The 24,972-nt window shown below is 57.0% G+C and carries 35 protein-coding genes; all 35 read left to right on the top strand.

The window, feature by feature from the left end; genetic code table 11:
- Positions 1-4,200, top strand: coding sequence for a DNA-directed RNA polymerase subunit beta' (gene rpoC, locus CAG29_RS14865; RefSeq protein WP_085585800.1), 4,200 nt, complete (start codon positions 1-3; stop codon positions 4,198-4,200).
- Positions 4,201-4,416: 216 nt separating this feature from the next.
- Positions 4,417-4,788: a 30S ribosomal protein S12 gene (rpsL, locus tag CAG29_RS14860; RefSeq protein ID WP_003186084.1), complete on the top strand. Its 372-nt coding sequence runs from the start codon at positions 4,417-4,419 to the stop codon at positions 4,786-4,788.
- A gap of 108 nt (positions 4,789-4,896) precedes the next feature.
- Entirely contained in the window at positions 4,897-5,370 is a 474-nt protein-coding gene (rpsG, locus tag CAG29_RS14855; RefSeq protein WP_016772941.1) for a 30S ribosomal protein S7, read from the top strand.
- 30 nt (positions 5,371-5,400) lie between these two features.
- Entirely contained in the window at positions 5,401-7,533 is a 2,133-nt protein-coding gene (fusA, locus tag CAG29_RS14850; protein WP_085585802.1) for an elongation factor G, read from the top strand.
- Positions 7,534-7,563: 30 nt separating this feature from the next.
- Positions 7,564-8,757 (top strand): elongation factor Tu, encoded by a 1,194-nt coding sequence (gene tuf / locus CAG29_RS14845; RefSeq protein ID WP_085585788.1) that lies wholly within the window; start codon positions 7,564-7,566, stop codon positions 8,755-8,757.
- Between the two features lie 156 nt (positions 8,758-8,913).
- Complete coding sequence (rpsJ, locus tag CAG29_RS14840) at positions 8,914-9,225, top strand: 30S ribosomal protein S10 (RefSeq protein ID WP_003186070.1); 312 nt, start codon at positions 8,914-8,916, stop codon at positions 9,223-9,225.
- Positions 9,226-9,305: 80 nt separating this feature from the next.
- Positions 9,306-9,941: a 50S ribosomal protein L3 gene (rplC, locus tag CAG29_RS14835; protein WP_085585804.1), complete on the top strand. Its 636-nt coding sequence runs from the start codon at positions 9,306-9,308 to the stop codon at positions 9,939-9,941.
- Between the two features lie 12 nt (positions 9,942-9,953).
- Positions 9,954-10,556: a 50S ribosomal protein L4 gene (gene rplD, locus CAG29_RS14830; protein WP_007924200.1), complete on the top strand. Its 603-nt coding sequence runs from the start codon at positions 9,954-9,956 to the stop codon at positions 10,554-10,556.
- A complete protein-coding gene (gene rplW, locus CAG29_RS14825) occupies positions 10,553-10,852 on the top strand; it encodes a 50S ribosomal protein L23 (protein ID WP_002555488.1) in 300 nt (99 codons plus the stop codon). The genes rplD and rplW overlap by 4 nt, the downstream gene beginning before the upstream one ends.
- 14 nt (positions 10,853-10,866) lie before the next feature.
- Positions 10,867-11,691, top strand: a complete 825-nt coding sequence (rplB, locus tag CAG29_RS14820) for a 50S ribosomal protein L2 (protein WP_011063775.1) — start codon at positions 10,867-10,869, stop codon at positions 11,689-11,691.
- Between the two features lie 16 nt (positions 11,692-11,707).
- A complete protein-coding gene (gene rpsS, locus CAG29_RS14815; RefSeq protein ID WP_085585806.1) occupies positions 11,708-11,983 on the top strand; it encodes a 30S ribosomal protein S19 in 276 nt (91 codons plus the stop codon).
- Between the two features lie 11 nt (positions 11,984-11,994).
- Entirely contained in the window at positions 11,995-12,327 is a 333-nt protein-coding gene (gene rplV, locus CAG29_RS14810) for a 50S ribosomal protein L22 (RefSeq protein ID WP_003304070.1), read from the top strand.
- Positions 12,328-12,340: 13 nt separating this feature from the next.
- Positions 12,341-13,027 (top strand): 30S ribosomal protein S3, encoded by a 687-nt coding sequence (gene rpsC, locus CAG29_RS14805; protein ID WP_003176422.1) that lies wholly within the window; start codon positions 12,341-12,343, stop codon positions 13,025-13,027.
- A 12-nt stretch (positions 13,028-13,039) separates the two neighbouring features.
- Positions 13,040-13,453, top strand: a complete 414-nt coding sequence (gene rplP, locus CAG29_RS14800; protein ID WP_003228729.1) for a 50S ribosomal protein L16 — start codon at positions 13,040-13,042, stop codon at positions 13,451-13,453.
- A complete protein-coding gene (rpmC, locus tag CAG29_RS14795) occupies positions 13,453-13,644 on the top strand; it encodes a 50S ribosomal protein L29 (RefSeq protein WP_002555481.1) in 192 nt (63 codons plus the stop codon). Before rplP ends, rpmC begins: the two co-directional genes overlap by 1 nt.
- 2 nt (positions 13,645-13,646) lie before the next feature.
- A complete protein-coding gene (rpsQ, locus tag CAG29_RS14790) occupies positions 13,647-13,913 on the top strand; it encodes a 30S ribosomal protein S17 (protein WP_003194644.1) in 267 nt (88 codons plus the stop codon).
- Between the two features lie 23 nt (positions 13,914-13,936).
- Positions 13,937-14,305 carry a 50S ribosomal protein L14 gene (gene rplN / locus CAG29_RS14785; protein WP_024778329.1) on the top strand — a complete coding sequence of 123 codons (369 nt, stop codon included), beginning with the start codon at positions 13,937-13,939 and terminating at the stop codon, positions 14,303-14,305.
- 11 nt (positions 14,306-14,316) lie between these two features.
- The gene (rplX, locus tag CAG29_RS14780; protein WP_003186046.1) at positions 14,317-14,631 is read left to right on the top strand and encodes a 50S ribosomal protein L24; all 315 of its coding nucleotides are present in this window, start codon (positions 14,317-14,319) and stop codon (positions 14,629-14,631) included.
- Positions 14,632-14,651: 20 nt separating this feature from the next.
- A complete protein-coding gene (gene rplE / locus CAG29_RS14775; protein WP_022641376.1) occupies positions 14,652-15,191 on the top strand; it encodes a 50S ribosomal protein L5 in 540 nt (179 codons plus the stop codon).
- 13 nt (positions 15,192-15,204) lie between these two features.
- Entirely contained in the window at positions 15,205-15,510 is a 306-nt protein-coding gene (rpsN, locus tag CAG29_RS14770; RefSeq protein ID WP_022641375.1) for a 30S ribosomal protein S14, read from the top strand.
- Between the two features lie 208 nt (positions 15,511-15,718).
- On the top strand, positions 15,719-16,111 hold the full coding sequence (gene rpsH, locus CAG29_RS14765; RefSeq protein WP_003228724.1) for a 30S ribosomal protein S8: 393 nt from the start codon (positions 15,719-15,721) through the stop codon (positions 16,109-16,111).
- Positions 16,112-16,123: 12 nt separating this feature from the next.
- Positions 16,124-16,657, top strand: a complete 534-nt coding sequence (gene rplF / locus CAG29_RS14760) for a 50S ribosomal protein L6 (protein WP_085585808.1) — start codon at positions 16,124-16,126, stop codon at positions 16,655-16,657.
- Positions 16,658-16,667: 10 nt separating this feature from the next.
- Positions 16,668-17,018, top strand: a complete 351-nt coding sequence (gene rplR / locus CAG29_RS14755) for a 50S ribosomal protein L18 (protein ID WP_085585810.1) — start codon at positions 16,668-16,670, stop codon at positions 17,016-17,018.
- Between the two features lie 3 nt (positions 17,019-17,021).
- Positions 17,022-17,522 carry a 30S ribosomal protein S5 gene (gene rpsE / locus CAG29_RS14750; RefSeq protein WP_085585812.1) on the top strand — a complete coding sequence of 167 codons (501 nt, stop codon included), beginning with the start codon at positions 17,022-17,024 and terminating at the stop codon, positions 17,520-17,522.
- Positions 17,523-17,524: 2 nt separating this feature from the next.
- Positions 17,525-17,701 (top strand): 50S ribosomal protein L30, encoded by a 177-nt coding sequence (gene rpmD / locus CAG29_RS14745; RefSeq protein ID WP_026144795.1) that lies wholly within the window; start codon positions 17,525-17,527, stop codon positions 17,699-17,701.
- 3 nt (positions 17,702-17,704) lie between these two features.
- Positions 17,705-18,142, top strand: a complete 438-nt coding sequence (gene rplO / locus CAG29_RS14740; RefSeq protein WP_003228720.1) for a 50S ribosomal protein L15 — start codon at positions 17,705-17,707, stop codon at positions 18,140-18,142.
- Positions 18,143-19,471 carry a preprotein translocase subunit SecY gene (gene secY / locus CAG29_RS14735; RefSeq protein ID WP_003228718.1) on the top strand — a complete coding sequence of 443 codons (1,329 nt, stop codon included), beginning with the start codon at positions 18,143-18,145 and terminating at the stop codon, positions 19,469-19,471. It abuts the gene before it with no gap.
- A gap of 27 nt (positions 19,472-19,498) precedes the next feature.
- Positions 19,499-19,615, top strand: coding sequence for a 50S ribosomal protein L36 (gene rpmJ, locus CAG29_RS14730; protein ID WP_002555468.1), 117 nt, complete (start codon positions 19,499-19,501; stop codon positions 19,613-19,615).
- Between the two features lie 130 nt (positions 19,616-19,745).
- The gene (rpsM, locus tag CAG29_RS14725) at positions 19,746-20,102 is read left to right on the top strand and encodes a 30S ribosomal protein S13 (RefSeq protein ID WP_003186020.1); all 357 of its coding nucleotides are present in this window, start codon (positions 19,746-19,748) and stop codon (positions 20,100-20,102) included.
- Positions 20,103-20,132: 30 nt separating this feature from the next.
- Positions 20,133-20,522, top strand: a complete 390-nt coding sequence (rpsK, locus tag CAG29_RS14720) for a 30S ribosomal protein S11 (RefSeq protein ID WP_002555466.1) — start codon at positions 20,133-20,135, stop codon at positions 20,520-20,522.
- Positions 20,523-20,540: 18 nt separating this feature from the next.
- A complete protein-coding gene (gene rpsD / locus CAG29_RS14715) occupies positions 20,541-21,161 on the top strand; it encodes a 30S ribosomal protein S4 (protein WP_011063772.1) in 621 nt (206 codons plus the stop codon).
- Positions 21,162-21,183: 22 nt separating this feature from the next.
- Complete coding sequence (gene rpoA, locus CAG29_RS14710; RefSeq protein ID WP_003186012.1) at positions 21,184-22,185, top strand: DNA-directed RNA polymerase subunit alpha; 1,002 nt, start codon at positions 21,184-21,186, stop codon at positions 22,183-22,185.
- 42 nt (positions 22,186-22,227) lie between these two features.
- Entirely contained in the window at positions 22,228-22,614 is a 387-nt protein-coding gene (gene rplQ, locus CAG29_RS14705) for a 50S ribosomal protein L17 (protein WP_007955635.1), read from the top strand.
- A gap of 239 nt (positions 22,615-22,853) precedes the next feature.
- Positions 22,854-24,308, top strand: a complete 1,455-nt coding sequence (locus CAG29_RS14700) for a catalase (RefSeq protein ID WP_085585814.1) — start codon at positions 22,854-22,856, stop codon at positions 24,306-24,308.
- Positions 24,309-24,457: 149 nt separating this feature from the next.
- Positions 24,458-24,922, top strand: coding sequence for a bacterioferritin (gene bfr, locus CAG29_RS14695; RefSeq protein ID WP_085585816.1), 465 nt, complete (start codon positions 24,458-24,460; stop codon positions 24,920-24,922).
- The last annotated feature ends 50 nt before the right edge of the window (positions 24,923-24,972 follow it).

Here is a 24,972-nt window from a genome sequence, read left to right as displayed (position 1 = left end):
TTGAAAGACCTACTGAATTTGCTGAAAAACCAGGGTCAAGTCGAAGAGTTCGACGCCATCCGCATCGGATTGGCCTCGCCTGAGATGATCCGTTCGTGGTCGTTCGGTGAAGTTAAAAAGCCGGAAACCATCAACTACCGTACGTTCAAGCCTGAGCGTGACGGCCTGTTCTGCGCCAAGATCTTTGGCCCGGTAAAGGATTACGAGTGCCTGTGCGGTAAGTACAAGCGCTTGAAGCATCGTGGTGTGATCTGCGAGAAGTGCGGCGTTGAAGTCGCGCTGGCCAAGGTTCGTCGTGAGCGCATGGCGCACATCGAACTGGCTTCGCCGGTTGCCCACATCTGGTTCCTGAAGTCGCTGCCGTCCCGTATCGGCCTGCTGATGGACATGACCCTGCGTGATATCGAGCGCGTTCTCTACTTCGAGAGCTACGTCGTCATCGACCCGGGCATGACCACCCTTGAAAAGGGTCAGCTGCTGAACGACGAGCAGTATTTCGAAGCGCTGGAAGAGTTCGGTGACGATTTCGACGCCCGCATGGGTGCCGAAGCCGTCCGCGAGCTGCTGCACGCTATCGACCTGGAACACGAGATTGGCCGTCTGCGCGAAGAGATTCCGCAAACCAACTCCGAAACCAAGATCAAGAAGCTGTCCAAGCGCCTGAAGCTGATGGAAGCCTTCCAAGGCTCCGGCAACCTGCCTGAGTGGATGGTGCTGACCGTTCTGCCGGTTCTGCCGCCGGACCTGCGTCCGCTGGTTCCGCTGGACGGCGGTCGCTTCGCGACTTCCGACCTCAACGATCTGTATCGTCGGGTGATCAACCGTAACAACCGTCTGAAGCGCCTGCTCGACCTGTCCGCTCCGGACATCATCGTGCGCAACGAAAAGCGCATGCTGCAGGAAGCTGTCGATGCACTGCTCGACAACGGCCGTCGCGGTCGCGCCATCACCGGCTCGAACAAGCGTCCTCTGAAATCCCTGGCCGACATGATCAAGGGTAAGCAAGGTCGTTTCCGTCAGAACTTGCTCGGTAAGCGCGTTGACTACTCGGGCCGTTCGGTGATCACCGTAGGTCCGACCCTGCGCCTGCACCAGTGCGGTCTGCCGAAGAAGATGGCTCTGGAGCTGTTCAAACCGTTCATTTTCGGCAAGCTGGAAATGCGCGGTCTGGCGACCACCATCAAAGCCGCCAAGAAAATGGTCGAGCGCGAGCTGCCGGAGGTTTGGGACGTTCTCGCTGAAGTGATCCGCGAACACCCGGTCCTGCTCAACCGTGCACCGACCCTTCACCGTCTGGGCATCCAGGCGTTCGAACCGGTACTGATCGAAGGTAAGGCCATCCAGCTGCACCCTCTGGTCTGCGCCGCGTACAACGCCGACTTCGACGGTGACCAAATGGCCGTGCACGTGCCGCTGACGCTGGAAGCCCAGCTGGAAGCGCGCGCGCTGATGATGTCGACCAACAACATCCTGTCGCCAGCCAACGGTGAGCCGATCATCGTTCCGTCGCAGGACGTGGTACTGGGTCTGTACTACATGACCCGTGAAGCGATCAACGCCAAGGGCGAAGGTCGTGTGTTCGCGGATCTGCAGGAAGTCGACCGCGTGTTCCGCGCCGGCGAAGCCGCGCTGCACGCCAAGATCAAGGTTCGTATCAACGAAACCGTGAACGACCGTGACGGCAACAGCGTGAACAACACCCGTATCGTCGACACCACCGTCGGCCGTGCGCTGCTGTTCCAGGTTGTGCCGAAAGGCCTGTCGTTCGACGTCGTCAACCTGCCGATGAAGAAGAAGGCGATCTCCAAGCTGATCAACCAGTGCTATCGCGTGGTGGGTCTGAAAGAGACCGTGATCTTCGCCGACCAGTTGATGTACACCGGTTTTGCCTACTCGACCATTTCCGGCGTTTCCATCGGCGTTAACGACTTCGTTATCCCGGATGAGAAAGCCCGCATCATCGGTGCCGCCACCGACGAAGTGAAAGAGATCGAGAGCCAGTACGCCTCCGGCCTGGTGACCCAGGGCGAGAAGTACAACAAAGTGATCGACCTTTGGTCGAAAGCGAACGACGAAGTCTCCAAGGCGATGATGGCCAACCTCTCGAAAGAGAAAGTCATCGACCGTCACGGCGACGAAGTCGAGCAGGAATCGTTCAACTCGATGTACATGATGGCCGACTCGGGTGCGCGGGGTTCCGCAGCACAGATTCGTCAGCTCGCCGGTATGCGTGGCCTGATGGCCAAGCCGGACGGCTCCATCATCGAGACGCCGATCACCGCGAACTTCCGTGAAGGTCTGAGCGTACTCCAGTACTTCATCTCGACCCACGGTGCTCGTAAAGGTCTGGCGGATACCGCGTTGAAGACAGCGAACTCCGGTTACCTGACCCGTCGTCTGGTTGACGTGGCGCAGGATCTGGTCGTGACCGAGATCGACTGCGGCACCGAACACGGTCTGCTGATGACGCCGCACATTGAAGGCGGCGACGTTGTTGAACCGTTGGGTGAGCGCGTACTGGGCCGTGTGGTTGCCCGTGACGTGTTCAAGCCGGGCACCGAGGACGTCATCGTTCCTGCCGGCACCCTGGTCGACGAGAAGTGGGTCGAGTTCATCGAGCTGAACAGCATCGACGAAGTGGTCGTGCGTTCGCCGATCAGCTGCGAAACCCGTTACGGCATCTGCGCCAAGTGCTACGGCCGCGATCTGGCCCGTGGTCACCAGGTGAACATCGGTGAAGCGGTCGGCGTCATCGCTGCCCAGTCCATCGGTGAGCCGGGTACCCAGCTGACGATGCGTACGTTCCACATCGGTGGTGCGGCAAGCCGTACTTCCGCTGCCGACAGCGTTCAGGTGAAGAACGGCGGTACCGTCCGTCTGCACAACCTGAAGCACGTTGAGCGTGTGGACGGCAACCTGGTTGCCGTGTCCCGTTCCGGTGAGCTGGCGATCGCCGACGACTTCGGTCGTGAGCGCGAGCGTTACAAGCTGCCGTACGGTGCGGTGCTTTCGGTCAAGGAAGGTGACAAGGTCGACGCTGGCGCCATCGTGGCGAAGTGGGATCCGCACACTCACCCGATCGTGACCGAAATGAAAGGTAACGTGACCTACGTGGGCATGGAAGAGGGCATCACGATCAAGCGTCAGACCGACGAATTGACCGGTATGACCAACATTGAAGTGCTCGACGTCAAAGACCGTCCGGCTGCCGGCAAGGACATCCGTCCTGCGGTGAAGATGGTCGACGACAACGGCAAGGATCTGTTGCTGCCAGGCACTGACGTTATCGCTCAGTACTTCCTGCCGGCGAACGCCCTGGTCGGTGTTGCGGACGGTGCGAAGATCGCGATCGGTGACGTTATCGCGCGTATCCCGCAAGAGACTTCGAAGACCCGTGACATCACCGGTGGTCTGCCGCGTGTTGCCGACCTGTTCGAAGCCCGTCGTCCGAAAGAGGCGTCGATCCTGGCGGAAGTCAGCGGCACCATCGCGTTCGGTAAAGAGACCAAGGGCAAGCGCCGTCTGGTCATCACCCCGAACGACGGCAGCGATCCGTACGAGGAGCTGATTCCGAAGTGGCGTCACCTGAACGTGTTCGAAGGCGAACAGGTGAACCGCGGCGAAGTGATCTCCGACGGCCCGAGCGATCCGCACGACATCCTGCGTCTGCTGGGTGTGAGCGCGCTGGCCAAGTACATCGTGAACGAGATCCAGGACGTTTACCGTCTGCAAGGCGTGAAGATCAACGACAAGCACATCGAGACCATCCTGCGTCAGATGCTGCGCAAGGTTGAGATCTCCGAGTCGGGCGATTCCAGCTTCATCAAGGGCGACCAGATGGAACTGACCCAGGTGCTGGTGGAGAACGAGCGTCTGAACGCGGAAGACAAGTTCGTCTCCAAGTTCACCCGTGTTCTGCTGGGTATTACCAAGGCGTCGTTGTCGACCGAATCGTTCATCTCGGCGGCTTCCTTCCAGGAAACCACCCGAGTGCTGACCGAAGCGGCCGTCACCGGCAAGCGCGATTACCTGCGCGGCCTGAAAGAAAACGTGGTCGTGGGTCGTCTGATCCCGGCTGGTACCGGTCTGGCCTACCACAGCGAGCGCAAGCGTCGCCGTGATGCGGACAAACCGTTGCGCGTAAGCGCCAGTGAAGTGGAAGCTGCACTGACCGAAGCGCTGAACTCGAGCGGTAACTGAGTTCTGCGGTAAATGAGCGTAAGGCCCTGACCGCTCCGTTCATCGAATCGAGACATTTTGTCGAGTTTCGATGGGCGGGGAGGCCGGGGCCTTGCCTTGACTGGGGACAAGATCCTCTTTAGACTCTTGATCCCCTAAATTTGGCGGGAATCCGTTCCCGCCATTTTGCTTTTCTTGCAAGACAATAGCGTCGCAAGACAACAGTGGAGCTAGTAGATGGCAACTATCAACCAGCTGGTACGTCAGCCGCGTAAGCGTATCGTCGAGAAATCCGACGTGCCTGCGCTGCAGAACTGCCCGCAACGTCGTGGCGTGTGCACCCGCGTGTACACCACTACGCCGAAAAAACCTAACTCGGCACTGCGTAAAGTATGCCGTGTGCGTCTGACCAACGGTTTCGAGGTTTCCTCGTACATCGGCGGTGAAGGCCACAACCTGCAAGAACACAGCGTGGTTCTGATCCGTGGCGGTCGTGTAAAAGACTTGCCAGGTGTTCGCTACCACACCGTTCGCGGCTCCTTGGATACTTCCGGCGTTAAAGGCCGTAACCAGGGTCGTTCGAAGTACGGTACCAAGCGTCCGAAGTAATCGGCCGCTTTGCAGTTATTCATTTTATTGAGTCGATAAGAGTAAGGTCGGGCACGCATCCGAAGGATCTGTCCCGAGCTAACCTGAAGACCGTTTGAGGGCTTATCAATGCCAAGACGTCGCGTAGCAGCCAAGCGTGAGATTCTGGACGATCCGAAATACGGAAGCCAAATCCTCGCCAAATTCATGAACCACGTTATGGAAAGCGGCAAGAAAGCCGTTGCCGAACGTATCGTTTATGGTGCCCTGGAAACCGTTGCGGCCCGTAAGGCTGGCACCGATCCCCTGGAACTCTTCGAAAAAGCACTCGACGCCATCGCTCCGCTGGTCGAAGTGAAGTCGCGCCGCGTTGGTGGTGCTACTTACCAGGTTCCGGTCGAGGTTCGTCCTTCCCGTCGTAACGCTCTGGCAATGCGCTGGTTGGTAGACTTCGCCCGCAAGCGTGGCGAGAAGTCCATGGCCCTGCGTTTGGCTGGCGAGCTGCTGGATGCTGCTGAAGGTAAAGGTGCAGCAGTTAAGAAGCGTGAAGACGTGCACCGTATGGCCGAAGCCAACAAGGCTTTCTCGCACTACCGCTTCTAATATCAGCATCATTCATTTTGCGAGGGCTTTATGGCTCGTACTACAGCAATCAACCGCTACCGTAACATTGGTATTTGCGCCCACGTTGACGCGGGCAAGACTACCACTACCGAGCGGATCCTGTTCTACACAGGTCTGAGCCACAAGATGGGCGAGGTGCACGACGGCGCCGCGACCACCGACTGGATGGTGCAGGAGCAGGAGCGGGGTATCACCATTACCTCCGCTGCCGTTACCACTTTCTGGAAAGGTTCCCGTGGTCAGTACGACAACTACCGCGTAAACGTCATCGATACCCCCGGCCACGTAGACTTCACCATTGAAGTAGAACGTTCGCTGCGCGTACTCGACGGCGCGGTCGTTGTTTTCTGCGGCACCTCCGGTGTTGAACCTCAGTCCGAAACCGTATGGCGTCAAGCCAACAAGTACGGCGTTCCACGTGTTGTTTACGTGAACAAGATGGACCGTGCCGGCGCGAACTTCCTGCGCGTTGTCGGCCAGATCAAAAACCGTCTGGGCCACACCCCGGTTCCGGTTCAGCTGGCCATCGGTGCAGAAGATAACTTCCAGGGTCAGGTCGACCTGATCAAGATGAAGGCTATCTACTGGAACGAAGACGACAAAGGCACCACCTATCGCGAGGAAGAGATTCCTGCCGATATGGTTGAGCTGGCCAACGAATGGCGCAACAACATGGTCGAGGCTGCGGCCGAAGCCAACGAAGAGCTGATGAACAAGTACCTTGAAGAAGGTGACCTGTCCGTCGAAGAGATCAAGGCTGGTCTGCGCGCCCGTACCCTGGCGAGCGAGATCGTTCCTGCGGTCTGCGGTTCTTCGTTCAAGAACAAGGGCGTTCCCCTGGTTCTCGACGCCGTTATCGACTTCCTGCCTGCTCCGACCGAGATTCCTGCAATCCAGGGCATCCACCCGGACAACGTCGAAGACGAAAACGCTCCGAAGATCGAGCGTCACGCCGACGACGCCGAGCCGTTCTCGGCCCTGGCGTTCAAGATTGCCACCGACCCGTTCGTGGGCACTCTGACCTTCGTCCGCGTCTACTCGGGCTTCCTGACCTCCGGTGACTCCGTCATCAACTCGGTCAAGGGCAAGAAAGAGCGCGTTGGTCGTATGGTGCAGATGCACGCCAACCAGCGTGAAGAGATCAAGGAAGTGCGCGCAGGCGACATCGCCGCTCTGATCGGCATGAAGGACGTCACCACCGGTGACACCCTGTGCGATCTCGAGAAGCAAGTGATCCTTGAGCGTATGGACTTCCCTGAGCCTGTGATTTCGGTGGCTGTAGAGCCGAAAACCAAGCAGGACCAGGAAAAGATGGGCATCGCACTGGGCAAGCTGGCTCAGGAAGACCCGTCGTTCCGCGTCAAGACCGACGAAGAGACTGGCCAGACCATCATCTCCGGTATGGGTGAGCTGCACCTGGACATCCTCGTTGACCGCATGAAGCGCGAGTTCAACGTCGAGGCCAACATCGGCAAGCCGCAGGTTTCGTACCGCGAGAAGATCAGCAAGAGCAACGTCGAGATCGAAGGCAAGTTCGTTCGTCAGTCCGGCGGTCGCGGTCAATTCGGTCACTGCTGGATCCGTTTCTCGGAGCCAGACGTTGACGAGAAGGGCAACATCACCGAAGGCCTGGTCTTCACCAACGAAGTTGTGGGTGGTGTGGTTCCGAAGGAATACATCCCGGCTATCCAGAAGGGTATCGAAGAGCAGATGAAGAACGGCGTCGTTGCCGGCTATCCGCTGATCGGCCTGAAGGCTACCGTGTTCGATGGTTCCTACCACGACGTCGACTCCAACGAGATGGCGTTCAAGGTGGCGGCCTCCATGGCGACCAAGCAGCTGGCCCAGAAGGGCGGCGGTGTTGTGCTTGAGCCGATCATGAAGGTTGAAGTAGTAACCCCAGAAGACTACATGGGTGACGTGATGGGTGACCTGAACCGTCGTCGTGGTCTGATTCAGGGTATGGAAGACTCGGTGTCCGGTAAGGTAATCCGTGCTGAAGTTCCACTGGGTGAGATGTTCGGTTATGCGACCGACGTCCGTTCCATGTCTCAGGGTCGCGCGAGCTACTCCATGGAATTCTCCAAATACTCCGAAGCTCCGTCGAACATCGTCGAAGCTCTCGTTAAAAAACAAGGCTGATTCAGCCCTTTAGGCTAGGAGTTTATTGTCGTGGCTAAAGAAAAATTTGAACGTAGCAAACCGCACGTCAACGTTGGCACCATCGGTCACGTTGACCACGGTAAAACCACTCTGACCGCTGCTCTGACCCGTGTTTGCTCCGAGGTTTTCGGTTCGGCCGTTGTTGACTTCGACAAGATCGACAGCGCCCCGGAAGAGAAGGCTCGTGGTATCACCATCAACACCGCTCACGTAGAGTACGATTCGAACATTCGTCACTACGCGCACGTTGACTGCCCAGGTCACGCCGACTACGTCAAGAACATGATCACCGGTGCTGCCCAGATGGACGGCGCGATCCTGGTTTGCTCGGCCGCCGATGGTCCGATGCCGCAAACCCGTGAGCACATCCTGCTGTCCCGTCAGGTAGGCGTTCCGTACATCGTGGTTTTCCTGAACAAGGCTGACCTGGTAGACGACGCTGAGCTGCTGGAACTGGTTGAGATGGAAGTTCGCGACCTGCTGTCCACCTACGACTTCCCAGGCGACGACACCCCGATCATCGTTGGTTCGGCCCGTATGGCGCTGGAAGGCAAAGACGACAACGAAATGGGCACCACCGCTGTCAAGAAGCTGGTTGAGACTCTGGACAGCTACATCCCAGAGCCTGAGCGTGCCATCGACAAGCCGTTCCTGATGCCGATCGAAGACGTGTTCTCGATCTCGGGTCGCGGTACTGTTGTGACCGGTCGTGTTGAGCGTGGCGTTGTCCGCATCCAGGAAGAAGTTGAGATCGTCGGCCTGCGCGACACTCAGAAAACTACCTGCACCGGCGTTGAAATGTTCCGCAAGCTGCTCGACGAAGGTCGTGCTGGCGAGAACTGCGGCGTTCTGCTGCGCGGCACCAAGCGTGACGACGTTGAGCGTGGCCAGGTTCTGGTCAAGCCAGGTTCGGTCAAGCCGCACACCAAGTTCACCGCAGAAGTCTACGTGCTGAGCAAGGAAGAAGGCGGTCGTCACACTCCGTTCTTCAAAGGCTACCGTCCACAGTTCTACTTCCGTACCACTGACGTGACCGGTAACTGCGAACTGCCGGAAGGCGTTGAAATGGTAATGCCAGGTGACAACATTCAGATGACTGTTACCCTGATCAAGACCATCGCAATGGAAGACGGTCTGCGCTTCGCTATCCGTGAAGGCGGTCGTACCGTCGGCGCCGGCGTCGTAGCCAAAGTCATCGAGTAAGTCTCTTTTAGAGTCAGCTTGATGAAATGAAAAAGCCTCCGCTCAGCGGGGGCTTTTTTATTGGGTTGACACCTATATGGGGCGTCTATAGAATTGCGCCTCCTTTTAACGGGCGTATTGCGCCCGGTGGGAATAGCAGCCGGAGTCTGAAATCCAATGCAAAATCAGCAAATCCGTATCAGGTTGAAGGCTTTTGACCATCGCCTGATCGACCAATCAACCCAGGAAATCGTGGAAACCGCGAAACGTACTGGTGCTCAAGTGCGTGGTCCTATTCCACTGCCTACCCGTAAAGAGCGGTTTACCGTTCTGGTTTCCCCGCACGTCAACAAAGACGCGCGTGACCAGTACGAAATCCGCACTCACAAGCGTGTACTGGACATCGTCCAGCCAACGGATAAAACCGTTGACGCGCTTATGAAGCTGGATCTTGCGGCCGGTGTGGAAGTGCAGATCAGCCTCGGCTAAGACTTGGTCTTGGTCGTGTAACGCTCTGAAATGGGCGGCCATAGCGGGTGAAAGCCCCGTACACTCATGAGGTTTACAACATGACTATTGGTGTAGTCGGTCGTAAATGCGGTATGACCCGTATTTTCACCGAAGAAGGTGTCTCCATTCCGGTCACGGTCATCGAGATCGAGCCGAATCGCGTCACCCAGTTCAAAACTGAAGAAACCGATGGCTATCGGGCAGTGCAAGTCACTGTCGGCGAGCGTCGTGCTTCGCGCGTAACAGCTGCTCAGGCAGGCCACTTCGCCAAGGCGAACGTTGCTGCCGGTCGTACCGTCCTGGAATTCCGTCTTGAAGAAGGCGAATACAAGGCCGGCGACCTGATCAACGCTGAAATCTTCGCCGCTGGTCAACTGGTCGACGTGACCGGTCAGTCCAAGGGTAAAGGCTTCCAGGGTACGATCAAGCGCTGGAATTTCCGCGGGCAAGATAACACCCACGGTAACTCCGTATCCCACCGCGTCCCAGGCTCTATCGGCCAGTGCCAGACTCCTGGTCGTGTATTCAAGGGCAAGAAAATGTCCGGTCATATGGGCGCTGAGCGCGTGACCGTACAGTCCCTCGAAGTAGTGCGCGTGGACGCTGAACGCAATCTGTTGTTGGTCAAGGGCGCTGTTCCTGGCGCTACTGGCGGCAACGTGGTTGTACGTCCAGCAGCCAAGGCTCGCGGTTAAGGGGAAGCTGACATGCAATTAAATGTAAATGACGCTCAAGCGATCGAAGTTTCCGAACTGACATTTGGCGGCGAGTTCAACGAGACGCTGGTTCACCAAGCAGTCGTGGCCTACATGGCTGGCGGCCGTCAAGGTAGCAAGCAGCAGAAGACCCGTTCCGACGTTTCCGGTGGCGGCAAGCGCCCATGGCGTCAGAAAGGTACTGGCCGTGCTCGTGCCGGTACTATCCGTAGCCCAATCTGGCGCGGCGGCGGCACCACCTTCGCAGCTCGTCCACAAGATCACTCCCAGAAGCTGAACAAGAAGATGTATCGCGCAGCAATGCGTTCCATCCTTGCTGAGCTGGTGCGTACTGATCGTCTGGTCGTGGTTCAGGATTTCGCTGTTGAAACTCCGAAAACCAAAGATCTGCTGGGTAAGCTGAACAACATGAGCCTGACCGACGTTCTGATCGTGTCGGACGCTGTTGACCAGAACCTGTACCTGGCTGCTCGCAACCTGCCGCACGTAGATGTACGTGACGTGCAAGGTTCCGATCCAGTTAGTCTGATCGCATACGACAAGGTGTTGATCACCGTGTCGGCCGTGAAGAAATTCGAGGAGCTGCTGGGATGAACCAGGAACGCGTATTTAAAGTTCTGCTTGGCCCGCACGTTTCCGAGAAGGCTACGGTTCTGGCAGACAAGAAAGGCCAGTTCGTTTTCAAGGTTGCCACTGACGCAACCAAGCTGGAAATCAAGAAGGCCGTCGAAAGCCTGTTCAGCGTGAAAGTAGAACGCGTGACTACCCTGAACGTTCTGGGTAAGAGCAAGCGTACCGCTCGCGGTCTGGGCAAGCGTAATGACTGGAAGAAGGCAGTTATCTCCCTTCAGCCAGGCCAAGATCTCGATTTCAGCAGCAGTGCTGAGTAAGGAAGGGGTGCATCATGGCAATCGTTAAATGCAAACCGACTTCCCCTGGCCGCCGTTTTGTGGTCAAGGTGGTCAACCAGGAGCTGCACAAAGGCGCTCCTCACGCACCGCTGCTCGAGAAAAAATCGAAGTCTGGTGGTCGTAACAACAATGGCCGCATCACCACTCGTCACGTTGGTGGTGGTCATAAGCAGCATTACCGTCTGGTCGACTTCCGTCGCAACGACAAAGATGGCATCGCTGCCACTGTCGAGCGTATCGAATACGATCCAAACCGTACCGCTCACATCGCCCTGCTGCTGTACGCAGATGGCGAGCGTCGCTACATCATCGCCCCTAAAGGCGTGAGCGCTGGCGACCAGCTGATCGCAGGTGCCCTGGCACCGATCAAGCCGGGCAACGCTCTGCAGCTGCGCAACATTCCAGTTGGTAGCACCGTACACGGCATCGAACTGAAGCCAGGTAAAGGCGCACAGATCGCACGTTCCGCTGGTGCTTCGGCTCAGCTGGTCGCTCGTGAAGGCGTTTATGTAACCCTGCGTCTGCGTTCCGGTGAAATGCGTAAAGTCCTGGCTGAATGCCGTGCGACCCTGGGCGAAGTCTCGAACTCCGAGCACAGCCTGCGTTCGCTGGGTAAAGCCGGTGCCAAACGCTGGCGTGGCGTTCGCCCAACCGTTCGTGGTGTTGCCATGAACCCGGTTGACCACCCACATGGTGGTGGTGAAGGTCGTACCTCTGGTGGTCGTCATCCGGTATCGCCATGGGGCTTCCCGACTAAGGGCGCGAAGACTCGTGGTAATAAGCGTACCGACAAAATGATCGTCCGTCGTCGCAAGTAAATAGAGGGATACGACAGTGCCACGTTCTCTGAAAAAAGGTCCATTTATTGATCTTCACCTACTGAAGAAGATCGAAGTGGCGGCGGAAAAGAACGATCGCAAACCAGTTAAGACCTGGTCGCGTCGTTCGATGATCCTGCCACAAATGGTCGGTCTGACCATCGCAGTACACAACGGTCGTCAGCACGTCCCAGTTCTCGTCAACGAAGACATGGTCGGCCACAAACTGGGCGAGTTCGCCGGTACCCGCAACTATCGCGGGCACGTGGCAGACAAGAAAGCCAAGCGTTAAGGGGTAAGGAAATGGAAGTAGCCGCTAAGTTGTCGGGCGCTCGAATCTCCGCCCAGAAAGCCCGCTTGGTCGCCGACCAGATCCGCGGGAAGAAGGTGGGCGATGCGCTCAACCTGCTGGCTTTCAGCAGTAAGAAAGCCGCCGAGATCATGAAGAAAGTGCTGGAGTCGGCCGTAGCCAACGCCGAGCATAACGAAGGCGCAGACGTTGATGACCTGAAGGTCAGCACCGTGTTCGTCAACGAAGGGCGTTCGCTGAAGCGCATCATGCCGCGTGCCAAAGGCCGTGCTGATCGCATCGTCAAGCGGTCTTGCCATATCACTGTCAAGGTTGCTGACAAGTAACGGAGTCGAAGAGATGGGTCAGAAAGTACATCCCATTGGCATTCGCCTGGGAATCGTCAAGGAGCACACCTCCGTCTGGTACGCAGACGGTCGGACTTATGCGGACTACCTGTTCGCTGATCTGAAGGTGCGTGAGTACCTCCAAGACAAACTAAAAAGCGCGTCCGTAAGCCGTATCGATATTCATCGTCCGGCTCAAACTGCACGCATCACCATCCACACCGCTCGTCCAGGTATCGTTATCGGGAAGAAAGGTGAAGATGTTGAAAAACTGCGTCAGGACCTGACCAAGCAAATGGGTGTGCCTGTGCACATCAATATCGAAGAGATCCGCAAGCCGGAGCTCGACGGTATGCTGGTTGCCCAGAGCGTAGCTCAGCAGCTGGAGCGTCGTGTGATGTTCCGTCGCGCCATGAAGCGCGCCGTACAGAACGCCATGCGCATTGGTGCCAAAGGCATCAAAATCCAAGTGAGCGGTCGTCTCGGCGGTGCTGAAATCGCACGTACTGAATGGTATCGCGAAGGTCGTGTGCCTCTGCACACCCTGCGTGCCGACATCGACTATGCCAACTACGAAGCTCACACCACCTACGGTGTGATCGGTGTAAAGGTTTGGATCTTCAAAGGCGAAGTGATTGGTGGTCGCCAGGAAGAGCTGAAGCCGCAAGCACCAGCGCCTCGTAAAAAAGCTGCTAAGTAAGGGGTACGCCAAATGTTGCAACCAAAGCGTACGAAGTTCCGCAAGCAGATGACCGGCCACAACCGTGGTCTGGCACTGCGCGGTAGCAAAGTCAGCTTCGGCGAGTTCGCGCTGAAGTCTGTTGCTCGTGGTCGTCTCACCGCTCGTCAGATCGAGTCGGCACGTCGTGCCCTGACCCGTCACGTAAAACGTGGCGGCAAGATCTGGATCCGTGTATTCCCGGACAAGCCTATCTCCAAAAAACCACTCGAAGTTCGGATGGGTAAAGGTAAGGGTAACGTCGAATACTGGGTTGCCCAGATTCAGCCAGGCAAAGTCCTGTATGAAATCGAGGGTGTTTCTGAAGAGCTGGCGCGTGAGGCTTTCGCCCTGGCTGCTGCAAAGCTGCCGCTCGCCACCTCCTTTGTTAAACGGACGGTGATGTGATGAAAGCGAATGAACTTCGTGAAAAATCCGCACAGCAGCTGAACGAGCAACTGCTCGGCCTGCTGCGCGACCAGTTCAATCTGCGCATGCAGAAGGCAACTGGCCAGTTGGGGCAGTCTCATCTGCTCTCGCAAGTTAAGCGTGACATCGCTCGCGTGAAAACTGTGCTCAACCAGCAGGCAGGTAAGTGATCATGGCTGAAGCCGAAAAAACTGTCCGTACGCTGACTGGCCGTGTTGTCAGCGACAAGATGGACAAAACCATCACCGTTCTGATCGAGCGTCGCGTTAAGCACCCGATCTACGGTAAATACGTTAAGCGTTCGACTAAGCTGCACGCGCACGACGAAACCAATCAGTGCCACATCGGCGACAAAGTCACTATTCGTGAAACTCGTCCGATGGCCAAGACCAAGTCTTGGGCGCTGGTTGATGTTCTCGAACGCGCTGTGGAAGTCTAAGGGCTAGGGGTCGGAGAAATTATATGATTCAGACTCAATCCATGCTCGATGTGGCCGATAACAGCGGCGCTCGCCGCGTTATGTGCATCAAGGTGCTGGGTGGCTCCCATCGTCGTTACGCTGCCATTGGCGACATCATCAAGGTTACCGTGAAGGAAGCGATTCCTCGCGGTAAAGTGAAAAAAGGCCAGGTAATGACTGCTGTCGTAGTCCGTACCCGTCACGGCGTACGTCGTGCTGATGGCTCCATTATCCGCTTTGATGGCAACGCTGCTGTTCTGCTGAACAACAAGCAAGAGCCGATCGGCACCCGTATCTTTGGGCCAGTGACCCGTGAACTTCGTACCGAGAAGTTCATGAAGATCGTCTCGCTCGCCCCAGAAGTGCTGTAAGGAGATCCGACATGCAAAAGATTCGTCGTGACGACGAGATCATCGTGATCGCCGGCAAAGACAAAGGTAAGCGCGGTAAGGTGCTGAAGGTTCTCGCTGACAACCGTCTGGTTGTCGGTGGTCTGAACCTGGTCAAGCGTCATACCAAGCCTAACCCGATGTCGGGCGTACAGGGCGGTATCGTCGAGAAAGAAGCGCCACTGCACGCTTCCAACGTCGCCATCTTCAACGGCGAAACCAACAAGGCTGACCGCGTTGGTTTCAAAGTAGAAGACGGTAAGAAAATTCGTGTCTTCAAGTCGACCCAAAAAGCGGTTGATGCTTGAACACTGCTAGGTAGAAGACCATGGCACGACTCCAAGAGATTTACCGGAAGGAAATCGCACCGAAACTTAAGGAAGAACTTAAGCTTTCGAACGTGATGGAAGTTCCGCGCGTTACCAAAATCACTCTGAACATGGGTCTGGGCGAAGCGATCGGTGACAAGAAAGTCATTGAGCACGCGGTAGCTGACCTGGAAAAGATCACCGGCCAAAAAGTCGTTGTGACTCACGCTCGTAAATCCATCGCAGGCTTCAAAGTCCGCGAAGGTTGGCCGATCGGTGTCAAAGTGACCCTGCGCCGTGAGCGTATGTACGAGTTCCTGGATCGTCTGCTGTCGATCTCCCTGCCTCGGGTTCGCGACTTCCGCGGCCTGAATGCCAAGTCCTTTGACGGTCGTGGCAACTACAGCATGGGCGTGAAAGAGCAGATCATCTTCCCGGAAATCGACTACGACAAGATCGATGCTCTGCGCGGTCTGGACATTACCCTGACCACCACTGCCAAGAACGATGACGAAGGCCGCGCTCTGCTGCGTGCTTTCAAATTCCCGTTCCGCAACTGATTGGAGTAGGAAAATGGCCAAGAAGAGCATGAAGAACCGTGAGCTGAAGCGTCAGCTCACCGTTGCCAAGTACGCCGCCAAGCGTGCAGCGCTGAAAGCTATCATCGTCGATCTGAACGCAAGTCCAGAAGCGCGTTGGGAAGCTACCGTAGCCCTGCAGAAGCAACCACGTGACGCAAGCGCCTCGCGCATGCGTAACCGTTGCCGCCTGACCGGTCGTCCGCACGGCGTTTACCGCAAGTTCGGCCTGGGCCGTAACAAGCTGCGTGAAGCTGCCATGCGTGGTGATGTGCCAGGTCTGGTGAAAGCCAGCTGGTAAGCGCCTTCAAAACCCCGGTGGTTCGCTCGAAAGAGTCTGACCGCCGGTGGTCTTGAACTTGAGTCAAGCCCCTTTTGGGGCTTGATTCATTTCCGGGGGGTGTCTAGAATGACCGGCTCGCCTGAGCCCGTGTTTTTTGTGCCCGGAGTTTCTCGGCGACAAGTAGTAGCCGCAAGGCTAATTTTTCTGTTTTAGGAGCGTCTAGCCCATGAGTATGCAGGACCCGTTAGCGGACATGCTAACTCGAATCCGTAATGCCCAGATGGCTGAAAAGTCCGTCGTAAGCATGCCGTCTTCCACGCTGAAGGTGGCTGTAGCAAAAGTCCTGAAGGACGAAGGTTACATCGCGGGTTATCAGATCAGCAGCGAAACCAAACCTCTGCTGTCCATCGAGCTGAAGTACTTCGAGGGCCGTCCGGTCATCGAGGAAGTCAAGCGCGTCAGCCGTCCAGGCCTGCGCCAGTACAAGTCCGTCGAAGATCTGCCAAAAGTACGTGGCGGCCTCGGCGTGTCTATCGTCTCCACCAACAAAGGTGTGATGACTGATCGTGCTGCGCGCGCTGCCGGTGTCGGCGGCGAAGTTCTTTGCACAGTGTTCTAAGGGGGGATAAGCATGTCTCGCGTCGCTAAGAACCCCGTTAAGCTGCCGGCCGGCGTCGAAATCAAATTCGTAGGCCAACAGCTTTCGGTGAAGGGTGCCAAGGGCACTCTCGAACTGAACGTCCATTCGTCCGTTGAGATCGTTGAAGAAGCCGGTGAGCTGCGTTTCGCTGCTCGCAATGGCGATCAACAGACCCGCGCAATGGCCGGTACCACTCGTGCGTTGGTAAACAACATGGTCCAAGGCGTAAGCCAAGGCTTCGAGCGCAAGCTCCAGCTGGTCGGTGTTGGTTACAAGGCGCAAGCAAAAGGTCAGGTTCTGAACCTGGCTCTTGGCTTCTCGCACCCTGTGGATTACGAACTGCCGGCAGGCATCACTGCTGAGACTCCTAGCCAGACCGATATCCTGATCAAGGGCATCGACAAGCAGCTGGTAGGTCAAGTGGCCGCCGAGATCCGCGACTTCCGTCCACCAGAGCCTTACAAAGGTAAAGGTGTGCGCTACGCGGACGAAGTCGTCCGTCGTAAAGAAGCCAAGAAGAAGTAGGGCATAGCAAATGACCGACAAAAAAGTTACTCGACTGCGTCGCGCTCGCAAAGCACGCCTGAAAATGCACGAACTCGAAGTCGTGCGTCTCTGCGTGTTCCGCTCTTCGCAGCACATCTACGCCCAGGTCATTTCGGCCGACGGCAACAAAGTCCTGGCCAGCGCCTCGACTTTGGATAAAGAACTGCGTGATGGTGCCACCGGCAACATCGACGCGGCCACTAAGGTTGGCCAGCTGGTCGCTACGCGTGCTAAGGCCGTGGGCGTCTCGCAGGTGGCTTTCGACCGCTCTGGCTTCAAGTACCACGGCCGCGTTAAGGCGCTGGCTGATGCTGCTCGTGAAGCTGGGCTGGAGTTCTAAGTTATGTCAAATAACGACCAAAAGCGCGACGAAGGCTACATCGAGAAGCTGGTTCAAGTTAACCGCGTAGCCAAAACCGTTAAAGGCGGCCGTATCTTCACTTTTACCGCGCTGACCGTGGTGGGTGATGGCAAGGGTCGCGTTGGCTTCGGCCGTGGCAAGTCGCGTGAAGTGCCTGCTGCGATCCAGAAGGCAATGGAAGCTGCTCGCCGCAACATGATCCAGGTTGATCTGAACGGCACCACCCTGCAGTACGCCACCAAGTCCGCCCACGGCGCGTCGAAGGTGTACATGCAGCCTGCTTCTGAAGGTACCGGTATCATCGCTGGCGGCGCAATGCGTGCCGTTCTCGAAGTTGCTGGCGTTCAGAACGTTCTGGCCAAGTGCTACGGCTCGACCAACCCTGTAAACGTGGTTCACGCCACTTTCAAGGGTCTGAAGGCCATGCAGTCTCCTGAATCCATTGCCGCCAAGCGTGGCAAGCGCGTTGAGGAGATCGTCTGATCATGGCTACCGTAAAAGTAACGCTGATCAAAAGCACCAGCGGCCGCATCCCTAGCCACAAACTGTGCGTGAAGGGTCTGGGTCTGCGTCGCATCGGTCACACTGTAGAAGTCCAGGATACTCCCGAGAATCGCGGGATGATCAACAAGGCCTACTACATGCTGCGTGTCGAGGGTTAATCGATGAAACTCAATGATCTGAGTCCAGCGCCGGGTTCCCGTCGCGAAAAGCATCGTCCGGGCCGTGGTATCGGTAGCGGTTTGGGTAAGACTGGTGGCCGTGGTCACAAAGGTCAGACCTCCCGTTCCGGTGGCACCATCGCTCCAGGCTTTGAAGGCGGTCAACAGCCGCTGCACCGTCGCCTGCCGAAGTTCGGTTTCGTTTCCCTGAAAGCCATGGACCGCGCAGAAGTGCGTCTGTCCGAGCTGGCCAAAGTGGAAGGCGACATCGTCACCGTGCAGTCCCTGAAAGATGCCAACGTGATCAACGTCAACGTACAGCGCGTGAAAATCATGCTGTCCGGTGAAGTGACTCGCGCTGTCACTATCGGCAAGGGAATCGGCGCCACCAAAGGTGCGCGCGCGGCTATCGAAGCAGCTGGCGGCAAGTTCGAGGAATAAATGGCTAAGCAAGGTGCTCTCTCTGCGCTCGGCAAAGGCGGTATGTCTGAACTCTGGGCTCGTCTGCGTTTTCTGTTCCTGGCGATCATCGTCTACCGAATAGGCGCACACATCCCGGTTCCAGGTATCAACCCGGACCGTCTCGCAGACCTGTTTCGACAGAATGAGGGGACCATTCTTAGCTTGTTCAACATGTTTTCCGGCGGCGCGCTGGAGCGGATGAGCATCTTTGCACTGGGGATCATGCCGTACATTTCGGCATCGATCATCATGCAGCTGATGACCGCCGTCAGCCCGCAGCTGGAGCAGTTGAAGAAGGAAGGTGAAGCTGGCCGTCGCAAGATCAGCCAGTACACCCGCTACGGCACCGTCGTCCTAGCTCTCGTCCAGGCCATTGGCATGTCCATTGGCCTGGCGGGGCAGGGCGTTGCGTTCACTGGTGACTTCGGCTTCCATTTCGTCGCGGTATCCACGTTTGTGGCTGGCGCGATGTTCATGATGTGGCTGGGTGAGCAGATTACTGAGCGTGGTGTAGGCAACGGTATCTCGATGCTGATTTTTTCGGGTATCGTCGCCGGTCTTCCGAGAGCGATCGGGCAGTCTTTCGAGTCTGCGCGTCAGGGTGACATCAACATTTTCGCCCTGGTTGCCATCGGTCTGCTGGCAGTAGCGATTATCGGTTTCGTGGTGTTCATTGAGCGTGGTCAGCGTCGTATCGCCGTTCACTACGCCAAGCGTCAGCAGGGCCGCAAGGTCTTTGCTGCGCAGACCAGCCACTTGCCGCTGAAAGTGAACATGGCCGGTGTCATTCCGGCTATTTTCGCAAGCAGCATTCTGCTGTTTCCGGCTTCGTTGGGTGCCTGGTTCGGTCAGTCTGAAGGTATGGGCTGGTTGCAGGACATCTCGCAGTCGATCGCTCCTGGTCAGCCGTTGAATATTCTGCTGTTTAGTGCAGGGATTATTTTCTTCTGCTTCTTCTATACGGCGTTGATGTTCAATCCGAAAGACGTAGCGGAAAACCTGAAGAAGTCCGGTGCCTTTATTCCGGGCATCCGTCCAGGTGAGCAGTCTGCGCGCTACATTGATGGCGTTCTGACTCGCTTGACCATGTTCGGTGCTCTTTACATGACGGCCGTGTGCCTGCTGCCCCAGTTCCTGGTGGTTGCGGCAAACGTTCCGTTCTACCTTGGCGGGACCTCGTTGCTGATCGTGGTCGTGGTTGTGATGGACTTTATGTCCCAAGTACAATCGCACCTCGTTTCGCACCAGTACGAATCCCTGATGAAGAAAGCCAACCTGAAGGGTTACGGCAGCGGCATGTTGCGCTGAGTACCCATAAGGTTCGAGGAGTTGGTGATGAAAGTTCGTGCATCGGTGAAAAAGCTGTGCCGTAACTGCAAGATTATTCGCCGCGAAGGTGTTGTTCGAGTAATTTGCAGCGCGGAACCGCGTCACAAGCAGCGCCAAGGCTGAGTGTGATCGTGCTTCAAGCCCGGCAGCTAGTGTGCTGCCGGGTTGATTATTTGTTATTACAGCGATATTATCTCGCGCCCTATTTCTTGGCTTCCGGGGCGTAGGTAGCTGTCAATTGGAGTCCCACTGAATGGCCCGTATTGCAGGCGTTAACATTCCAGATAACAAGCATACTGTTATCTCGCTGACCTACATCTATGGTGTCGGTCGCACTACCGCGCAGAAAATCTGTGCGGTGACTGGGGTAAACCCAGCAGCAAAGATCAAGGATCTGAGCGACGAGCAAATTGAACAGCTGCGTGGCGAAGTCGCGAAGTTCACCACCGAAGGTGACCTGCGTCGCGAAATCAACATGAAAATCAAGCGCTTGATGGACCTCGGTTGCTATCGCGGTCTGCGTCATCGTCGTGGTCTGCCAGTACGCGGTCAGCGTACCAAGACCAACGCGCGTACCCGTAAAGGTCCGCGTAAGCCGATCCGCAAGTAATCGCCCCAGCGAATCGACAGGAATTTAATCATGGCAAAACCTGCTGCTCGTCCTCGTAAAAAAGTTAAAAAGACAGTGGTTGATGGCATCGCCCACATCCATGCCTCTTTTAACAACACCATCGTGACCATCACCGACCGTCAAGGTAACGCTCTTTCCTGGGCTACCTCCGGTGGTTCGGGTTTCCGCGGTTCCCGCAAGTCCACCCCGTTCGCGGCTCAAGTAGCTGCTGAGCGTGCTGGTCAAGCTGCGCTGGAATACGGCCTGAAAAACCTCGACGTGAACGTCAAGGGCCCAGGTCCAGGTCGTGAATCCGCAGTCCGCGCTCTGAACGGCTGTGGCTACAAGATCGCCAGCATCACCGACGTGACGCCAATCCCGCACAACGGGTGCCGTCCGCCGAAGAAGCGCCGCGTGTAATCCAGGAGATTGTAAAGAATGGCTCGTTACATTGGTCCAAAATGCAAACTGGCTCGTCGCGAAGGCACCGATCTCTTCCTGAAGAGCGGCGTGCGCGCGATCGAATCGAAGTGCAACATTGAAGCAGCACCTGGTATCCACGGCCAGCGCCGCGGTCGCCAGTCCGACTACGGCACCCAACTGCGTGAGAAGCAGAAGGTTCGTCGTATCTACGGCGTTCTCGAGCGTCAGTTCAGCGGCTACTACAAGCAAGCCGCTGGCAAGAAAGGTGCAACCGGTGAAAACCTGCTGCAACTGCTCGAATGCCGTCTGGACAACGTCGTATACCGTATGGGCTTCGGCTCCACCCGTGCCGAATCCCGTCAGCTGGTATCGCACAAGTCGATCAGCGTTAACGGTCAGACCGTAAACGTTCCGTCCTACCAGGTTCGTGCTGGTGACGTGGTCGCTGTTCGCGAGAAAGCAAAAAACCAACTTCGCATTGTCCAAGCTCTCGATCTGTGTGCTCAACGTGGCCGCGTAGAGTGGGTAGAAGTAGACACTGAGAAGAAGTCGGGCGTTTTCAAGAACGTTCCAGCTCGCAGTGATCTGTCCGCCGACATCAACGAAAGCCTGATTGTCGAGCTCTACTCCAAGTAAGGGCTAGAAAATAGGTGCATCCATGCAGATTTCGGTAAATGAGTTCCTGACACCCCGCCATATTGATGTGCAGGTTGTCAGTCCAACCCGCGCCAAGATCACCCTCGAGCCTCTCGAGCGTGGTTTTGGCCACACCCTGGGCAACGCGCTGCGCCGCATCCTGTTGTCCTCAATGCCCGGCTGCGCAGTAGTCGAGGCCGAGATTGACGGTGTGCTCCACGAGTACAGCGCCATCGAAGGTGTACAGGAAGACGTAATTGAAATCCTGTTGAACCTTAAAGGTCTGGCTATCAAGCTGCATGGCCGTGACGAAGTTACGCTGACCTTGTCGAAGAAGGGTTCGGGGGTGGTTACCGCTGCCGATATTCAGCTGGATCATGATGTCGAGATCGTTAACCCCGATCACGTAATCGCTAACCTGGCGTCCAACGGCGCCCTGAACATGAAGCTCACCGTAGCTCGTGGTCGTGGTTATGAGCCGGCCGACTCGCGTCAAAGCGATGAAGACGAAAGCCGCAGCATCGGTCGCTTGCAGCTCGACTCTTCGTTCAGCCCGGTTCGCCGTATCGCATACGTGGTGGAAAACGCCCGTGTCGAGCAGCGCACCAACCTGGACAAGCTGGTTATTGATCTGGAAACCAACGGTACCCTGGATCCTGAAGAGGCCATCCGTCGTGCTGCAACCATCCTGCAACAGCAGTTGGCTGCGTTCGTCGACCTCAAAGGTGACAGTGAGCCAGTGGTTGTCGAGCAGGAAGACGAGATCGATCCGATCCTGCTTCGCCCGGTTGACGATCTGGAACTGACTGTACGTTCGGCCAACTGCCTTAAGGCGGAAAACATCTACTACATCGGCGACCTGATTCAGCGCACCGAAGTAGAGCTGTTGAAGACTCCGAACCTGGGCAAGAAATCCTTGACCGAAATCAAGGACGTTCTGGCCTCCCGCGGTCTGTCCCTCGGCATGCGCCTCGACAACTGGCCGCCTGCAAGTCTTAAGAAGGACGACAAGGCGACTGCCTGATCGTCGTAATCACCGAACGTTGTGTTTGGTAAGGAATGAACCATGCGTCATCGTAAAAGTGGTCGTCACCTGAGCCGCACCAGCTCCCACCGTAAGGCTATGTTCCAGAACATGGCGGTGTCGCTGTTCGAGCACGAGCTGATCAAAACTACTCTGCCAAAAGCCAAAGAACTGCGCCGCGTTGCCGAGCCGCTGATCACTCTGGCCAAGACAGACAGCGTTGCTAACCGTCGTCTGGCTTTCGACCGTACTCGTTCGAAAGCGATCGTCGGCAAGCTCTTCAACGATCTGGGCAAGCGTTACGCTACCCGTGAGGGTGGCTACCTGCGCATCCTCAAGTGCGGTTTCCGCGCTGGCGACAACGCTCCTATGGCGTACGTCGAGCTGGTTGATCGCGCTGTCGGCGGCGAAGCTGTATCCGCTGAGTAAGACGTCAGTCTGAAACAAGAAAACCGGGCCTGGTGCCCGGTTTTTTTGTGCCCGCAAGAAATGCGTCTTGCGTACAAGCCAATGGCTGCTTTCCGTTGTCACTATGGCGTGGGATTTGTAATTGCAAATATCTATTGATGCCTGCGAATTAATGAATTTGTAGCTATCAAAGTGATGGTCAATACTCCCCACCAAGCCGATTAGCCGGCAGTTCCAGACTGACAGAGGAAGAAGATCGCATGAGCCAGAGCAAGACGCTTACGACCGCCAGTGGCGCACCTGTCGCCGACAACCAGAACTCCCGTTCCGCCGGGCCGCGCGGCCCATTGCTGTTGGATGACTTTCATCTGATCGAGAAGCTTGCCCACTTCAACCGCGAAAACATTCCGGAGCGTCGTGTGCACGCCAAAGGCTCGGGGGCTTACGGTACCTTCACGGTCACGCGTGACATCACCCAGTACACCCGGGCCAGTCTGTTCTCGGCGGTCGGCAAGCAAACCCCGACATTCCTGCGCTTCTCCACTGTCGGCGGTGAACGCGGATCGGCGGACACCGAGCGCGATCCCCGCGGCTTCGCGTTGAAGTTCTACACCGAGGAAGGCAACTGGGACATCGTCGGCAACAACACGCCGGTGTTCTTCATTCGCGACCCATTGAAGTTCCCGGACTTCATCCACACCCAAAAGCGCCTGCCGCAGAGCAACCTGAAAAGTGCACAGGCCATGTGGGATTTCTGGTCGCATTCCCCGGAGGCGCTGCACCAGGTCACGATCCTGTTTTCCGACCGCGGCATTCCTGACGGATACCGTCACATGCACGGTTTCGGCAGCCACACCTACAGCTTGATCAATGCCAACGGCGAGCGTCATTGGGTGAAGTGGCACTACAAGACCCTGCAAGGCATCAAGAACCTGGCGCCGGCGGACGCGGCCCGTTTGGCCGGCACCGATCCTGATTACGCCCAGCGTGACCTGTTCGAAGCCATCGAGCGCGGTGATTTCCCGAAATGGCGCGTGTGCATTCAGATCATGACCGAGGCCCAGGCCTCCGCGCATTACGAGAACCCGTTCGATGTGACCAAGACCTGGTCGCAGAAGGAGTTTCCGTTGATCGAGGTCGGCGAGCTCGAGCTCAACCGCAACCCGCTGAACTACTTCGCCGAGGTCGAGCAGGCGGCGTTCGGCCCAAGCAACATGGTGCCCGGCGTCGGCCTGTCGCCGGATCGCATGCTGCAAGGTCGCGTGTTCGCCTACGCCGATGCGCACCGCTATCGTGTCGGCACCAATCACCAGCAACTGCCGGTGAATGCGCCGCGCAGCCCGGTGAACACCTATCAGCGCGACGGTTCCATGGCCTTCGGCAGCAATGGCGGGGCTGCGCCCAACTACGAGCCGAACAGCTACGTGGAGTCGCCGAAGCAGGCACCGCATTATGCGGAGCCGGCATTGGTCCTTAGTGGGGCTGCGGATCGCTACGATCACCGTGAGGACACCGACTACTACAGCCATGCCGGTGCGCTGTTCCGGCTGATGAGCGACGAGCAGAAGGCGTTGCTGACCCGCAACATCGCCGGTGCAATGGCCGGTGTGTCGAGCGATGTCGTCGACCGCCAGCTGCAGCATTTCTTCAAGGCCGACCCGGCGTATGGAGAAGCGATCGCAAAGCTGCTCAACGTACAGCTGAGCGAAGTCTAAACGAGAAGCAGAACCGCCCTCATTAGGGCGGTTTTTGCGTTATTTAGGCTGGTTTTCTAAGAATATCTTCGCTTTTATTGCGCGAAACGGGTGACCTTCCAGTCAGGTTGGTTCAAACTACAGACTTTCAGGAAGGGAGATGTAGGGCGATGCAAGGCCACCCAGACGTTATCGATTACCTCAACACGTTGCTGACCGGCGAACTGGCCGCGCGTGACCAATATTTCGTTCACTCGCGGATGTATGAGGACTGGGGATTCACCAAGCTCTACGAACGGATCAACCACGAGATGGAAGAAGAGGCCGGTCACGCAGACGCGCTGATGCGCCGGATCCTGATGCTCGAAGGCACGCCGCGCATGCGCCCGGATGACCTGGATGTCGGCACCACCGTGCCGGAAATGCTCGAAGCGGATCTGCGCCTGGAGTACAAGGTTCGCGCCGCGCTGTGCAAAGGCATCGAACTCTGCGAGCAGCACAAGGACTACGTCAGCCGCGAGATCCTGCGGGTTCAGCTCAACGACACCGAAGAAGACCACACCTACTGGCTCGAAAAGCAGTTGGGCCTGATCAAGCTGATCGGTCTCGAGAACTACCTGCAATCCCACGCTTGAGGGTTGCGATGTAAAAAAGCCCCGGCCACCTCACGGTGACCGGGGCTTTT

It is taken from the genome of Pseudomonas sp. B7(2017), assembly GCF_002112745.1.
GTDB classification, from domain to species: Bacteria; Pseudomonadota; Gammaproteobacteria; order Pseudomonadales; family Pseudomonadaceae; genus Aquipseudomonas; species Aquipseudomonas ekonensis.
Note: the sequence above shows the minus strand (reverse complement) of the source record. Positions and strands in the feature narration are given on the sequence as shown.